The sequence below is a fragment of the Burkholderia semiarida genome (genome assembly GCF_029268935.1).
In the GTDB taxonomy this organism is placed as follows: domain Bacteria; phylum Pseudomonadota; class Gammaproteobacteria; order Burkholderiales; family Burkholderiaceae; genus Burkholderia; species Burkholderia semiarida.
In genome coordinates this window covers 199327-213596 of record NZ_JAHLCL010000003.1, presented here as the reverse complement: position 1 = coordinate 213596, position 14270 = coordinate 199327, and the positions used below count along the sequence as shown (strand labels likewise).

Sequence of the window (14270 nt, the reverse complement as noted above, 5' to 3'; positions counted from 1 at the left end):
GGCGTTGCGCGGCCGGCGCGTGCGGGTTACACCAGTTTGCCGGGGAACTGACTGTCGGGATCTTGCATCGCGAGTCGTTGCCGATCCATGAAATCGCGCAACGTGTCGATTCCGCGCAACTGCAGGATCGTGTTCCGGACGGCCGCCTCGACGAGCACCGCGAGGTTGCGGCCGGCCGCGACCTGGATCGTGACCTTGCTGATCGGCAAGCCGAGCACGTCGACGGTCTGGCTTTCGAGCGGCAGGCGCTGGAATTCGCCGTCGGGGCGCCGCACGAGCTGGACGATCAGCTTCAGCTTCATTTTCCGCCGCACCGCGGTTTCACCGAAGATCGTCTTGATGTCGAGCAGGCCGAGGCCGCGCACTTCGAGCAGGTTCTGCAGCAGCGGCGGGCAGCGCCCTTCAACGAAATCGGGGCCAAGACGGACGAAATCGACCGCGTCGTCGGCGACGAGGCCGTGGCCGCGGCTGATCAGCTCGAGGCCGAGCTCGCTCTTGCCGAGGCCCGAATCGCCGGTCAGCAGCACGCCCATCCCGAGGATGTCGAGGAACACGCCGTGCAGCGTCGCGCGCGGCGCGAGGATGCGCGACATGTAGAGCCGCAGGCTGTCGATCACCGCGGCGGCCGACATCGGCGTCGTGAACAGCGGCGTGGACGAGCGCGTGCAGCGCAGCACCAGTTCGGGCGGCGCCGCCGCGCCGCCGGCGACGACGAGGAACGGCGGCTCGAGCGCGATCAGCTCGGCCATGTGGCGCGAGCGGTCTTCGTCGGTCTGGCGCTGGTAGTAGTCGATTTCGGCTTCGCCGAGCACCTGGATCCGGTTCGGGTGGATCAGGTTCAGGTGGCCGACGAGGTCGGCGCTCGATGTCGCGTTGCCGACCGTGTCGGCCGAAAAGCCGCGTTCCCAGCCTTCATGCCCCGTCAGCCAGCTCAGTTTCAGCGTGGCTGCGTTGTCGTCGAAGATGCTCTGGGCGTTGATGCTGGACGTATCCATGACTCTCGTCACTCCAATGGGCCGGTGCGGGCGCGCGGCGACGGACGTCGCCATGCCGGGCCGGCGCCGGGCGGCCCTGGACGGCGGCATGCGCCGCCTCGTACGGGGAAATATTCCGCCCGGAACAACTCAAGGTTGCCACTGAGTGAGCAGGCGATGCAACTCGGCGATATCCGTTTCGTTGTGCAGACGCTCGCGCGCGTCGCGATCGGACAGCAGTTGCGCGATCTCCGACAGGATCTCGAGGTGCTGCTGCGTGGCTTGCTCGGGGACGAGCAGGAAGATCAGGAGGCTGACCGGCTGGCCGTCGGGCGCTTCGAACGGGATCGCATCGGCGAGGCGGACGAACGCGGCGAGCGGATGCTTGAGGCCCTTGATGCGGCCGTGCGGAATCGCGACACCTTCGCCGAGCCCGGTCGAACCGAGGCGCTCGCGCGCGAACAGGTTGTCCGTGACGGTGCTGCGGCCGATGCCGTTCTGATTCTCGAACATCAGCCCGGCTTGTTCGAAGACGCGTTTCTTGCTGGTGACCGAGAGGTCGATGACGACGTTCTCTATGGGCAGGATTTTGGCTAGGCGATTCATGTTGGCAGGCGATTGGGCGGCCTGGGGTCTCCTTGCGGCGGCGGACTGATTTTCCATGTTCGGCGATATCAAGGCATGTGGCATGGCAACCTGCAACGCCGCTACCGCATCCAACACCCCCCGGCGATAACCGGGACATTATAGAGCACAGCCGCGCGCGTGGCGCAGCACGGTCGGACCGGTTGCACCTGCGCTCGGAGTGGCAAAAAAAACGCCCGGCGAACCGGGCGGCGTGCGTGTTGCGGTGACGATTACTGCGGCGGCAGTTCGATCTGGTCGATCGACGGTTGAAGCTTGATTGGGTCGTGCGCGTGCGTTTGCAGGCGCTCCATGTGCTTGACGACCTGGCGATCCAGCTTGTCGATCAGCAGATCGATCGCGGCGTACAGGTTGCCGTTCGCGCTTTCGACGAAGATGTCCTTGCCCTTCAGGTGCAGGTTGATTTCCGCGCGCTGCTGCTTGTCCTTTTCCTTGTGGTTGTCGACCGAGAGGATCACAGTGCCATCGATCACCTGATCGCTATGCCGTAGCACCCGGTCCAGCTTGGTGATCACGTATTCGCGAATTGCAGGCGTGACTTCGAGATGATGTCCACTGATCTTCAGGTTCATAGTGCTTCTCCAAGCGAGTGACCACCCGGCCGCATCGAGGCGGCGCTCCGGTCGACTTGCCCGTGCCGCACGAAGGCGGCGTATCGCGGACAGGTCGCCCGGCCTGTTCCCCGTGTGCGCGGTGGTCGGGACACGCCTGCCGCCGGGCAGGCAGCAGGCTTAAAGAGACTTGCGCAGATTCACTGCCGGGATCTTGAGGGCTTCGCGATATTTCGCAACCGTGCGGCGCGCGACCACGAAACCCTGTTCTGCCAGCAGCTCGGCAATGCGGCTGTCCGAAAGTGGCGATTTTGGGTCTTCAGCTCCTATCAGTTGCTTGATGAGGGCTCGGATGGCGGTCGACGAGGCGGCGCCACCGGTGTCGGTCGAGACGTGAGATCCGAAGAAGTACTTAAATTCAAGCGTCCCGAACGGGGTCAGCATGTACTTCCCGGTTGTCACACGGCTGACAGTCGACTCGTGTAGGCCCAGCGTATCAGCTATTTCCCGCAAAACCAAGGGGCGCATGGCAATTTCACCGTGCGCGAAGAAATTCTTCTGACGCTCGACAATAGCCTGAGCGACACGCAGGATCGTGTCGAAACGCTGCTGGATGTTCTTGATCAGCCAGCGCGCTTCCTGGAGCTGCTGTTTCAACGATCCGGCCGACGGGTCGCCGCGGCTGTTGCGCAGGATGTTCGCGTACAGGTTGTTGATCCGCAGGCGCGGCACGACCTCCGGATTGAGCTCCGCGAGCCAGCCCTGGCCGGCCTTCTTCACGATGATGTCGGGCACGACGTAGTCGGCCTCGGCCTTCCCGTATGCGGCGCCGGGGAACGGCTCCAGCGAGCGGATCAGCGCGTGCGCGTCGCGCAGCGCGTCGTCGGTCGCCTTCAGGTGCTTGCGCAACCGTGTGAAGTCGCGCGCGGCGAGCAGTTCGAGATGCTGCGACACGATCTCGAGCGCGAGCGTGCGCGTGGGGGACGGATCGAGACGCAGCAACTGCAGCTTCAGGCATTCGGAGGCCGAGCGCGCGCCGACGCCGGCCGGGTCGAAGCTGTGCAGCAGCGCGAGCGCCGCGTTCAGTTCGTCGCAGTCGATTTCCAGCTCGGGCGGCAGATCGGCGAGCACTTCGTCGAGCGTGGCGGTCAGATAGCCGTCGTCGTCGAGCGATTCGATCAGGAACATCACGAGCGCGCGATCGCGCGGGCCGGCCTGCGTGACGCGCAACTGCGCGGACAGGTGGTCGCGCAGCGACGTCGCGGCTTCCTGCACCTGCAGCGGCGGCAGATCGTCGTCGTCGGACGCGCCGCTCGAGCGGCCGTATTCGTCGAGATTCCACTGCGGGCCGTCGCTGCCGTCGCCGGACGCATAGCCGTCGTATTCGTCGGCGCCTGCCGGCTCGTCGCGTTCCGCGCGATCGCTGGACGTACTGGTGCCGTTGGCCGCGGCGGGTTCGGTGTTCGATGCGGGTGGCGTCTGCGCGATCAGCGATCCGTCCGCGGCGACGCGCAGCGGGCTCGCGATCCATTCGTCGTCGTTCTCGAGCAGCGGGTTCTGCGCGACGGCCATCGCGACTTCCTGCTGCAATTCGAGCGTCGACAACTGCAGGAGCCGGATCGACTGCTGCAGCTGGGGCGTCAGCGCAAGATGTTGCGACAGGCGGAGTTGAAGGCTGGCTTTCATGGCAAGGAGGGAGTCATACCGGCAGTTTGCCACGACCCAGGCGCGTTGAGCCATCCGCGATTACGCGTGGCGCGCCGCCCGGCCGCGGGCATGCCCGCGGGCGTGGATGCAAAGCGGGGCGCAGCCCCGCGCGGCGCTGCCGGGCGGGGTGCAGCCAGCCACGAGGAGGACGTTACATGCGGAAGTGCTCGCCGAGGTACACGCGGCGCACGCTTTCGTTTTCGATGATTTCGCTCGGCGCGCCGGCGGCCAGCACCGAACCGTCGCTGATGATGTAAGCGTGGTCGCAGATGCCGAGCGTTTCGCGGACGTTGTGGTCCGTGATCAGCACGCCGATGTTGCGCTGTTTCAGGAACTTGACGATCTTCTGGATCTCGAGCACGGCGATCGGGTCGACGCCGGCGAACGGTTCGTCGAGCAGGATGAAGCTCGGGTTGGTCGCGAGCGCGCGCGCGATTTCGACGCGGCGCCGTTCGCCGCCCGACAGCGACAGCGCGGGGTTCTCGCGCAGGTGGCCGATCTGCAGCTCGTCGAGCAGCGCTTCGGTGCGCGCCGAGATCGCATCCTTCGACAGCCGCTTGCCGTCTTCGCCGTGCTGCAGCTCGAGCACCGCGCGGATGTTTTCCTCGACGGTCAGCTTGCGGAACACGGACGCTTCCTGCGGCAGGTACGACAGGCCGAGCGACGCGCGCTTGTGGATCGGCAGCAGGCCGATCGAGCTGCCGTTCAGCGAGATTTCGCCCGCGTCCGTCGGCACGAGGCCGACGATCATGTAGAACGACGTGGTCTTGCCGGCGCCGTTCGGGCCGAGCAGGCCGACGACCTCGCCGCTCTTCACGTCGAGCGACACGTCCTTGACGACCGTGCGCGAGCCGTAGCGCTTCTTCAGGTTGCGGACGACGAGCGAGCTCGTGGTGCCGGCCGGCTGGCGGTTGGGGAGCGCGTTCATTGGCCCGGCGCTCCCTGGATCGTGGTCGACGGCGACAGCTTGGCCGGCGCCCCGTTCAGCGGCGCGGGGCCGCCGTTCTTCGGCGACAGCATCGCGCGCACGCGGCCGTTCGGGTTGCCCGGCGCGGCGACGTCCTTGCCGCCCTTCGCGGTGTAGAAGTCGCGCTGGCCGTCGTACGTGATCACGCTGCCGTGCACGGTGTCGGCGACCGTCGACGTGCCCTGCAGGCGGCGCACGGTCGCGGCGGTGGTCAGCGTGGTCAGGTCCTGCTTGCCGTCGTAGTCGATGCGTTCGGCGTCGCCGTCGATGTACTCGTCGAGGCCTTCGCGCTTCTGGCGGAACGTCGCGTGCTTCTTGCCGCTGCCGAACGACGTCGCGTACTGATAGCCTTCCGGGTCCTGGCGCACTTCGACGCGATCGCCCTTGATGATGATCGTGCCCTTCGTGATCACGACGTTGCCGGTCGCGACCGTGACCTGCTTCAGATCGTCATAGGTCAGGTTGTCGGCCTCGACGTTGATCGGCTTGTTCTGGTCGGCCTTCTCGGCACGGGCGAGCGGCGCCAGCCCGACGAGCGGGAGCGCCACGAGCGTCGCGGCGAGCGCGGCGCGGACGGCGCGCGCAGCGCCGCCGGAAATCTGTCGAGGGAACGGTTCGTTCATGCAGTCACGTGAGGGATGCGTCACTTGGGTTGACCTTTCGAGCCGCCGGACGTGTCCGCCGCGGCGATCGTGCCGCGCACGTTGCCGTAAAGCTCGATGACCCGGGTGACGTTGTTGTACTTCATGCCGTCGGTCGCGTTGACGAGCGACAGGCCGCGCTGAAGTTTAACCGGCTTTTCGGTCTGGATCACATCGTCATTGACGAAGATCCGGAAATGCTGGGAATCGGCCTGCATCTGCGGATCGCCGCCGCCGGCCGCGCGCAGGATGCGCGCGTCGTCGTACAAGTCGACGATCGACACGTCGCCGTTGACGGTGCCGCGCTTCGCGGTGGTCGTCACGACCGGCTTGCCGGGCTGGAACGCGCGCATGGCCGGATCGGTCAGGTCGCTGCTTTCGGTATCTTCGTAATGGACCAGCTTCGCGGCCGTCAGCCGGTACTGGGTCGTGCCGGACTGGTCGAGCTCGGTGACCGAGAAGTTGTCCGCGAAATAGTCGGGCGTGTGGCGCTTCGGCTGCGCGGCGCCCTCGCCGGGCGGCGGCAGCGTGGCCTGCAGCAGCCACCACGTGACGCCCGCGAGCGCGGCGACCGCGGCGAGCGGCAGCATCTGGGTCCAGCGGAAATGCGTGCTCATCGGTCAGGCTCCGCAGGCGGCGGCGAGCAGCGCGTCGTAGCGGCGCTGCGCGCGCAGGACCGCGTCGCAGACTTCGCGCACCGCGCCGTGGCCGCCACGGGCCTCGGCGACCCAGTGCGCGCGGGCGATCACCTCGGGGTGCGCGTTCGCGGGGGCCGCGGCGAAGCCGCAGCGCAGCATCACCGGCAGGTCGGGCCAGTCGTCGCCCATGTAGCCGCATGCGTCGGCCGTCAGGCCGAGCGATGCGATCAGGTCGGCGAACACGGCGAGCTTGTTCTCGACGCCCTGGAACAGGTGCGCGATCTTCATTTCCTTCGCGCGCGCCGCGACGATGTCCGAGCGGCGGCCCGTGATGATCGCGGTCGCGATGCCGGCTTCGCCGAGCAGCTTCACGCCGTGGCCGTCGAGCGAATTGAACGACTTCATCGTGTCGCCGGCCGCGGTAAACAGCAGGCCGCCGTCGGTCAGTACGCCGTCGACGTCGAAAATCATCAGCTTCACGCGGCTCGCGCGTTCGGCCGCAGTCAGCGCTGCGCTCATCAGATCACCTTCTTCGAAAACAGGTCGTGCATGTTCAGCGCGCCGATCAGCGCGCCGTCGGCATCGACGACCAGCATCTGGTTGATCCGGTGGCGCTCCATCAGTTCAACGGCCTCGACCGCCAGGTGATCCGGCGCGATCGTGCGCGGCTCGCGCGTCATGACTTCGGTGATCGGCAGCGTGCGGAAATCGCCGTCGCGCGCGAGCACGCGGCGCAGGTCGCCGTCCGTGAAGATGCCGGCGACCTTGCCGTCGGCGTCGACCACGGCCGTCATGCCGAGGCGCTTCGCGGTGATCTGGAACAGCGCGTCCGATAGCGTCGCGTCGAGCCCGACGGCCGGGACGTCGTCGCCCGAGCGCATCACGTCGCGCACGTAGGTGAGCAGGCGCCGGCCGAGCGCGCCGCCCGGATGCGAGCGCGCGAAATCTTCCGAGCCGAAGCCGCGCGCGTCGAGCACGGCGACGGCGAGCGCGTCGCCGAGCGCGAGCGCGGCGGTCGTGCTCGCGGTGGGCGCGAGGTTCAGCGGGCACGCTTCCTTCGAGACCGCGGCGTTCAGGTTCACGTCGGCGAGCGTGCCGAGGCTCGACTCCGCGCGGCCCGTGATCGCGATCAGCTTCGCGCCGATCCGCTTCACGAGCGGCAGGATCGCGACGAGTTCTTCCGATTCGCCGGAATAGGAGATGCCGATGAAGACGTCGTCGGAGGTGACCATCCCGAGGTCGCCGTGGCTGGCCTCGGCAGGGTGGACGAAGAAGGCCGGCGTGCCGGTGCTGGCCAGCGTGGCCGCGATCTTGCGGGCGATATGCCCCGATTTGCCGATGCCCGAGACCACGACGCGGCCGCGGCAGCCGAGCAGCAGCGCCACGGCCTGGACGAAGCCGCCGTCGAGCTGGTCGCGCAGCGCGCGCACGGCGTCCGCCTCGATGTCGAGCACGTCGCGGGCGAGCGCGAGCGCCCGGTCATCATTGATTTTCGCTATCATGCGCGGAGTATAGCAAAGGCGTTTGTTCGCCGCGCCGCGCCTTCGGACTCGTCCGATGTCGCGTGTCCACCGCCACCACCCGCGCCCGCATTGCCGTGGCCCCGACGAACGAGGACGCTTCGCCCGTGATTTCCCCGCTCGAAATGACCCTGCTGCTGCTGCTGGCCTCGGTGGTGGGCGTCGTCGTATTCCGCTCGTTGAACCTGCCGCCGATGCTCGGCTACCTGACCGTCGGCATCCTGGTCGGCCCGCACGCATTCGGCGTCGCGGCGGATCTCGAACGGGCCGAGCACCTCGCGGAGTTCGGCGTGGTGTTCCTGATGTTCTCGATCGGCCTCGAATTCTCGCTGGCGAAGCTGAGGGCGATGCAGCGGCTCGTGTTCGGGCTCGGCCTGCTGCAGGTCGTCGCGACCCTCCTGCTCGCGCTCGTGCTCGGCGCGCTGTTCGAGCACTGGGTGCACATCACGTGGCAGGGCAGCATCGCGCTCGGCGGCGCGCTCGCGATGTCGTCGACGGCGATCGTGTCGAAGATGCTCGCCGAGCGGCTCGAGATCGAGACGGAGCACGGCCGCAACATCTTCGGCGTGCTGCTGTTCCAGGATCTCGCGGTCGTGCCGCTGCTGATCGTGATCGCCGCGTTCGGCGCCGAATCGTCGAAGGATCTCGCGCTCACGCTCGGCTTCGCGGCGGTCAAGATCGTGATCGCGCTCGCGCTGCTGCTGGTCATCGGCCAGCGCTTCATGACGCGCTGGCTCAACGTGGTCGCGCGGCGCCGCTCGCAGGAGCTGTTCGTGCTGAACCTGCTGCTCGTCACGCTCGGCGCGGCGTTCATCACCGACCGCTTCGGGCTGTCGCTCGCGCTCGGCGCGTTCATCGCCGGGATGCTCATTTCCGAGACGCCGTTCCGCCATCAGGTGGAGGAGGACATCAAGCCGTTTCGCGACGTGCTGCTCGGGCTGTTCTTCGTGACGACGGGGATGCTGCTCGATCCACGCGTGATCTGGGAGCATCCGTTGATCGTGCTCGGCTTCTTCGTCGGGCAGATCCTGTTCAAGGCGACGATGATCGCCGGGCTCGCGCGGCTGTTCGGCGCGACGCCGGGCGTCGCGATGCGCACGGGCATCGGCCTCGCGCAGGCCGGCGAATTCGGCTTCGTGCTGCTGAACCTGATTCTCGACCGGCATCTCGTCGACTCGACGCTGCTGCAGGCGATCCTCGCGTCGATGCTGCTGTCGATGCTCGCCGCGCCGTTCCTGATCCAGAACGCCGACCGCATCGTGATGCGGCTGTCGTCGACCGAATGGATGCAGCAGTCGCTGCAGATGACGCGGATCGCGACGCAAAGCCTCAAGCAGCGCGGCCACGTGATCATCTGCGGCTACGGCCGCGCCGGGCAGAACCTCGCGCGCATGCTCGAGCAGGAAGGCATTTCGTACGTCGCGCTCGACCTCGACCCCGATCGCGTGAGCGCGGCCGCGACGGCCGGCGAATCGGTCGTGTTCGGCGACGCCGCGCGCCGCGAGTCGCTGGTCGCGGCCGGTATCCACCGGGCGGCGGCCGTCGCGATCACCTACGCGAACACGCCGTCCGCGCTGCGCGTGCTGCATCACGTGCACGAGCTGGAGCCGACGCTGCCGGCGATCGTGCGCACCGTCGACGATGCCGATCTCGAAAAGCTGCTGGCGGCCGGCGCGACCGAGGTGATTCCGGAGATCGTCGAGGGCAGCCTGATGCTCGCGTCGCACACGCTGGTGCTGGTCGGCGTGCCGATGCGCAAGGTCGTGCGGCGCGTCGAGGAGATGCGCGACGAGCGCTACAGCCTGCTGCGCGGCTATTTCCGCGGCGCCGATGACGCGGACGACGACGATCACGAGCAGGTGCGGCTACAATCGGTGCCGGTCGATGCGCGCGCGGACGCGGTCGGGCGGTCGCTGGAAGAACTCGGGCTGTACGCGCTCGGGCTCGAGGTCACGGCGATCCGCCGCCACGGCATCCGCGGCGTCGAACCCGATCCGCAGACCAAGCTGCGCGCGAGCGACATCGTGGTGCTGCGCGGGCTGCCCGAGGCGCTCGCGCTCGCGGAGGAGCGGTTGTCGCGCCATCGGCGCGATCCGCCGGCCGCGGCTGCGTGAGCCGCGATTCGCAACCTGACCCGTATTGATCAGAAACGGTGCCCGATCTTCGCGCACCGTTTTTTTCGGAGAGTTTCATGCCGCATTCGTCGCCGGGCGCACCGCTCGATCCGGTCGCCTTCATCCACAGCCAGATCCGCACGGTGCCGGACTGGCCGCAGCCGGGTGTGCAGTTCCGCGACATCACGACGCTGCTGCAGAGCCCGAAGGCGCTGCGCATCCTCGTCGACCTGTTCGTCGAACGCTATGTCGACGCGAAGCTCGACTACGTCGCGGGCCTCGACGCGCGCGGCTTCATCATCGCGCCGATCGTCGCGTACGAGCTGAGCGTCGGTTTCGTGCCGATCCGCAAGGTCGGCAAGCTGCCGTACAAGACGCGTTCGGAATCGTACGATCTCGAATACGGCAGCGCGACGGTCGAGATCCACGAAGATGCGTGCCGCCCCGGCGACCGCGTGATCATCATGGACGACCTGATCGCGACCGGCGGCACGATGATGGCGGGACGCAACCTGCTGCAGCGGCTCGGCGCGGTGGTCGTCGAAGGTGCGTCGATCATCGATCTGCCCGATCTCGGCGGCTCGGCGCTGCTGCGCAACGCCGGGTTGCCCGTCTATACCGTTACCGAATTCTCCGGCCACTGAACGCCGGTCCGTCGGGGCCCGCCGCCCCGGTTTGCGCTGGTTCGCGCCTGGTTCACCTTCCGCAGCGAGGTTCACGATGCCCAACTTCATGCTGTTTCTCGCCACGTCGATCGCGATCACGTTCGCGCCGGGTCCCGACAACCTGCAGGTGCTCGCACGCGGCATCTCGCAGGGCCGCGCGGCCGGCTTCGTCGCCGCGCTCGGCTTCACGGCGGGGATCCTGTTCCACACGACGCTCGCGGCGCTCGGCGTCGCGGCCGTGCTGCGTTCGTCGCCGGTCGCGTTCCAGATCCTGAAGCTCGCGGGCGCCGCGTACCTCGTGTGGATCGGCATCAAGGCGCTGCGCAGCCAGGGCCTCGCGAACGCGCATGCGCGCCCGCCGCAGCCGCTCGGCACGATCTTCCGGCAGAGCGTGATCGGCAACCTGATGAACCCGAAGGTCACGCTGTTCTTCGTCGTGTTCCTGCCGCAGTTCGTCGATCCGCACGGCGCGCAGGGCGTGACGCTGCAGATGTTCGAGCTCGGCGCGCTGTTCATGCTGCAGACGGCCGCGGTCTTCTCGCTGTTCGGCGTCGGCGCGGGCATGATCGGCGCATGGCTGAAGCGCCGCCCGAAGGCCGGCGTGTGGCTCGACCGGATCGCCGGCGCGACGTTCATCGCGATCGGCATCCGCGTCGCGCTGAAGGATTGAGCGCGATGACGTTTCCGTGCATCGCGGCCGCGCGCCGCTTCGATCCGGCCGCGCACCTGCGTTTCGAGATCGCCGGCCAGGCGGTGGGCTGGGTGCGCCGCCAGGACGTCGCGAAGCTCGCGCGCTGGCCCGACGTGTTCGAGCTGACCGGCGAGCGCGTCGTGCTGTCGGCGCGCTACGATTCGGTCGATGCGCGCAGCATGGCGCTGGCCGGCGCGATCGGCGCGCTCGCGGCGGAAGGCGCGATTCCCGGCTGGCGCGACGAGATCTACGCGATCCGCAACCGCTTCGACGATCCGCCGCTCGCGTACATCGAGCGCGCGGCGTCGCGCTTCTTCGGCACGCAGACCTATGCGGTGCACGTGAACGGCATCGTAGAATATGCGGTTACGCCCGGCGAGCCCGCCGCGGCCGCGCCGAAGATGTGGCTCGGCCGCCGCAGCGAGACCAAGGCCACCGACCCCGGCATGCTCGACAACGTCGTCGCGGGCGGGATCGGCTGGGGGCTGGGCGTTCACGAGACGCTCGCGAAGGAGTGCTGGGAAGAAGCCGGCATTCCGGTCGACCTGGCGGCGCGCGCGATCGCGGGCCGCACGGTGCAGGTGCTGAACTCGCTGCCGGAAGGCACGCAGTCGGAGCTGATCTTCGTGTACGACCTGCCGCTGCCGCACGACTTCGCGCCGCGCAACCAGGACGGCGAAGTGGCCGAGCACCTGCTGGCCGGCGTGCCCGAGGTGATCGGCTGGCTGCGCGAAGGCCGCGCGACGATGGATGCGAGCCTCGCGACGCTCGACACGCTGCTGCGCCACCGCTGGCTTGCGGCGGCCGACGCGGCCGGCATCGACGCGCTGTTCGTGCCGGGCGCATGACGCGCGCCGCGCGCGGCCTGGCGGCGCGAACGGGCAATTTGACGAATACGGAAACAATGGGAGTCGCGGTCATGCCGACCGATCACAGCTTTATCTTGAAACTGTCGTGCCCCGACCGGCACGGCATCGTCCATGCGGTCTCGGGCTTCCTGTTCGAGCGCAGCAACAACATCCTCGATTCCGCGCAGTTCGGCGACAGCCGCACCGGCGAGTTCTTCATGCGCGTGCACTTCGAGCAGGACGGCGGCGGCGTGGATGCCGCGTCGGCGCTCGACACGCTTCGCAACGAATTCGCGCCGCTCGCCGAGCAGTTCTCGATGCGCTGGGAGCTGCACGATGCGGCCGTGAAGCCGCGCGTCGTGATCATGGTGTCGAAGATCGGCCACTGCCTGAACGACCTGCTGTTCCGCTATCGCACCGGCCAGTTGCCGATCGAGATCCCGGCGATCGTGTCGAACCACAAGGAGTTCTACCAGCTCGCCGCGAGCTACAACATTCCGTTCCATCACTTCCCGCTCGTCGGCGGTTCGTCCGATGCCGCGAAGGCCGCGCAGGAAGCACGCGTGCTGGAAGTGATCGACGAGCACCAGGCCGATCTCGTCGTGCTCGCGCGCTACATGCAGATCCTGTCGCCGAACATGTGCGAGCAGCTCGCCGGGCGCGCGATCAACATCCACCATTCGTTCCTGCCGAGCTTCAAGGGCGCGAAGCCTTACTACCAGGCATTCGACCGCGGCGTGAAGCTGATCGGCGCGACCGCGCACTACGTGACGACCGATCTCGACGAAGGCCCGATCATCGAGCAGGAAGTCGAGCGCGTCGACCACAGCATGACGCCCGACCAGCTGACCGCGATCGGCCGCGACGTCGAATGCGTGACGCTCGCGCGGGCGGTGAAGTGGCACGTCGAGCACCGGATCGTGCTGAACGGGACGAAGACGGTCGTGTTCCGCTGATCCGTCGGTCGCGGAAGGCTGGCTCCACAAGCGAAAACGCCGCGCCCTTCACGGGGCGCGGCGTTTTCGTTTGCCGTTGGCGAGCGGGCGGCGTCAGATCAGCCGCAGCAGGTACAGCTCGCGTTTCAGGTACGCATAGAAGATCGGTGCGGCGATCACGCCCGGCAGCCCGAACGCGGCTTCCATGATCAGCATCGCAAGCAGCAGCTCCCACGCGCGCGACTCGATCTGGCCGCCGATGATCTTCGCGTTCAGGAAGTATTCGAGCTTGTGGATGACCACGAGAAACGCGAGCGATGCGATCGCGGTGCCCATGCTGACCGACAGCGACACCGCGACGATCAGCGTGTTCGAGATCAGATTGCCGATCACCGGCAGCAGGCCGACGATGAACGTGATGAGCACGAGGGTTTTCGACAGCGGCAGCCGCTGGTGGAAGATCGGCAGCGCGACGAGCAGGTAGATGCCGGTGAAGGCCGCATTGATCGCCGAGATCTTGATCTGCGCGAACACGATCCGGCGGAACGCATCGGCGAAGCGCGACACGCGCGTGACGAGCGCGGTCGACAGCGGCCGGCGCACCTTGCCCTGCTCGACGCCGATCGCGATCATCGCGCCGATGATCATCCCGAACAGCACGTGGCCGAAGCCGCGCGCGACGCTCTTGCCGCTTTGCTGGAGCTGGTCCATGTGCGAATGCATCAGCACGGCCGCCTTCGTCTTCATCTGTTCGACGTCGACGGGCAGCAGGTTCGCGATCCAGGCCGGCGTGCGCGCGCGGGTTTGCTCGACGATCTGCATCAGCTGGCCGAGCAGGCTCTGCAGGTTCGGCACCGTGTGCTCGAAATGCTCGATGATGCCGAGCGTCAGGCCGGTGAGCGCGCCGACGATCGCGATCGACAGCAGCACGACGGCGACCCAGCGCGCGCGCATGCTGGTGGTATGGCGTTCGATCACGGGCGCGATCGTGTGGATCAGCTGATAGACGAGCAGGCCGGCCAGCATCCCGCCGAGCAGCCGCAGCTCGAGGACGAGCCACATCATGACGAGCGCGAAGAGATAGCTGCCGATCTCGAGTGCCGACAGTTTCGGCAGGCTCAAGTCGCTGGTCAGCCGCACGCTGCGCAGGTGCGGCTCGCGGTTCTGCGTGTCGCGCGACTCTTGTTGCTTCTCCATCGTGGATTCCTGTCGTCCGTGTGTCGTGCCGCGGAGCGCGCGGCAGAGCGCGGGCCGCCCGGCGCCGCACCGGATTGGTGCGGATGGCGAACCTTACGACCGTAAAGTATAGCTGCCATTATGGTCCGCAAACGGCCCGTTTGGCGCGTGGTGTAAACGCAGAAGGGAAAACGAGGG

The 14270-nt window shown here is 67.4% G+C and carries 15 protein-coding genes; 5 read left to right on the top strand and 10 right to left on the bottom strand.

Annotation, left to right across the window (positions count from 1 at the left end; genetic code table 11):
• Positions 1–26: 26 nt before the first annotated feature.
• The 9 genes from hprK to kdsD all read right to left on the bottom strand — a co-directional run bounded on the left by hprK (position 27) and on the right by kdsD (position 7625).
• Positions 27–995 carry an HPr(Ser) kinase/phosphatase gene (gene hprK / locus KPB06_RS04735; protein WP_006483133.1) on the bottom strand — a complete coding sequence of 323 codons (969 nt, stop codon included), beginning with the start codon at positions 993–995 and terminating at the stop codon, positions 27–29.
• A gap of 129 nt (positions 996–1124) precedes the next feature.
• Entirely contained in the window at positions 1125–1637 is a 513-nt protein-coding gene (locus KPB06_RS04730; protein WP_179231743.1) for a PTS sugar transporter subunit IIA, read from the bottom strand.
• Between the two features lie 194 nt (positions 1638–1831).
• Positions 1832–2191 carry a ribosome hibernation-promoting factor, HPF/YfiA family gene (hpf, locus tag KPB06_RS04725; protein WP_006477786.1) on the bottom strand — a complete coding sequence of 120 codons (360 nt, stop codon included), beginning with the start codon at positions 2189–2191 and terminating at the stop codon, positions 1832–1834.
• A gap of 159 nt (positions 2192–2350) precedes the next feature.
• Complete coding sequence (locus KPB06_RS04720; RefSeq protein ID WP_059642617.1) at positions 2351–3856, bottom strand: RNA polymerase factor sigma-54; 1506 nt, start codon at positions 3854–3856, stop codon at positions 2351–2353.
• A 172-nt stretch (positions 3857–4028) separates the two neighbouring features.
• Positions 4029–4805 carry an LPS export ABC transporter ATP-binding protein gene (lptB, locus tag KPB06_RS04715; protein WP_059575659.1) on the bottom strand — a complete coding sequence of 259 codons (777 nt, stop codon included), beginning with the start codon at positions 4803–4805 and terminating at the stop codon, positions 4029–4031.
• Positions 4802–5467, bottom strand: coding sequence for a lipopolysaccharide transport periplasmic protein LptA (lptA, locus tag KPB06_RS04710; protein WP_059575661.1), 666 nt, complete (start codon positions 5465–5467; stop codon positions 4802–4804). The genes lptB and lptA overlap by 4 nt, the downstream gene beginning before the upstream one ends.
• A 20-nt stretch (positions 5468–5487) precedes the next feature.
• Positions 5488–6102, bottom strand: coding sequence for an LPS export ABC transporter periplasmic protein LptC (gene lptC, locus KPB06_RS04705; RefSeq protein ID WP_059506659.1), 615 nt, complete (start codon positions 6100–6102; stop codon positions 5488–5490).
• 3 nt (positions 6103–6105) lie between these two features.
• Positions 6106–6642, bottom strand: a complete 537-nt coding sequence (locus KPB06_RS04700) for a KdsC family phosphatase (protein ID WP_059575662.1) — start codon at positions 6640–6642, stop codon at positions 6106–6108.
• On the bottom strand, positions 6642–7625 hold the full coding sequence (kdsD, locus tag KPB06_RS04695) for an arabinose 5-phosphate isomerase KdsD (protein WP_059575664.1): 984 nt from the start codon (positions 7623–7625) through the stop codon (positions 6642–6644). The genes KPB06_RS04700 and kdsD overlap by 1 nt, the downstream gene beginning before the upstream one ends.
• Positions 7626–7750: 125 nt before the next feature.
• Here kdsD and KPB06_RS04690 point away from each other — a divergent pair, with 125 nt between their 5' ends.
• From KPB06_RS04690 to purU, 5 genes are all read left to right on the top strand, one after another.
• On the top strand, positions 7751–9757 hold the full coding sequence (locus tag KPB06_RS04690) for a monovalent cation:proton antiporter family protein (RefSeq protein WP_059642787.1): 2007 nt from the start codon (positions 7751–7753) through the stop codon (positions 9755–9757).
• Between the two features lie 77 nt (positions 9758–9834).
• On the top strand, positions 9835–10401 hold the full coding sequence (locus KPB06_RS04685) for an adenine phosphoribosyltransferase (protein ID WP_059575666.1): 567 nt from the start codon (positions 9835–9837) through the stop codon (positions 10399–10401).
• 76 nt (positions 10402–10477) lie between these two features.
• Positions 10478–11092 (top strand): LysE family translocator, encoded by a 615-nt coding sequence (locus KPB06_RS04680; RefSeq protein WP_059575668.1) that lies wholly within the window; start codon positions 10478–10480, stop codon positions 11090–11092.
• 5 nt (positions 11093–11097) lie between these two features.
• Entirely contained in the window at positions 11098–11961 is an 864-nt protein-coding gene (locus tag KPB06_RS04675) for an NUDIX hydrolase (protein WP_089465295.1), read from the top strand.
• 71 nt (positions 11962–12032) lie between these two features.
• Positions 12033–12917, top strand: a complete 885-nt coding sequence (gene purU, locus KPB06_RS04670) for a formyltetrahydrofolate deformylase (RefSeq protein WP_059575690.1) — start codon at positions 12033–12035, stop codon at positions 12915–12917.
• A gap of 93 nt (positions 12918–13010) precedes the next feature.
• On the opposite strand, the gene KPB06_RS04665 is transcribed toward purU, so the two are convergent.
• Positions 13011–14093 carry an AI-2E family transporter gene (locus tag KPB06_RS04665; protein ID WP_059575670.1) on the bottom strand — a complete coding sequence of 361 codons (1083 nt, stop codon included), beginning with the start codon at positions 14091–14093 and terminating at the stop codon, positions 13011–13013.
• Positions 14094–14270 lie beyond the last annotated feature (177 nt).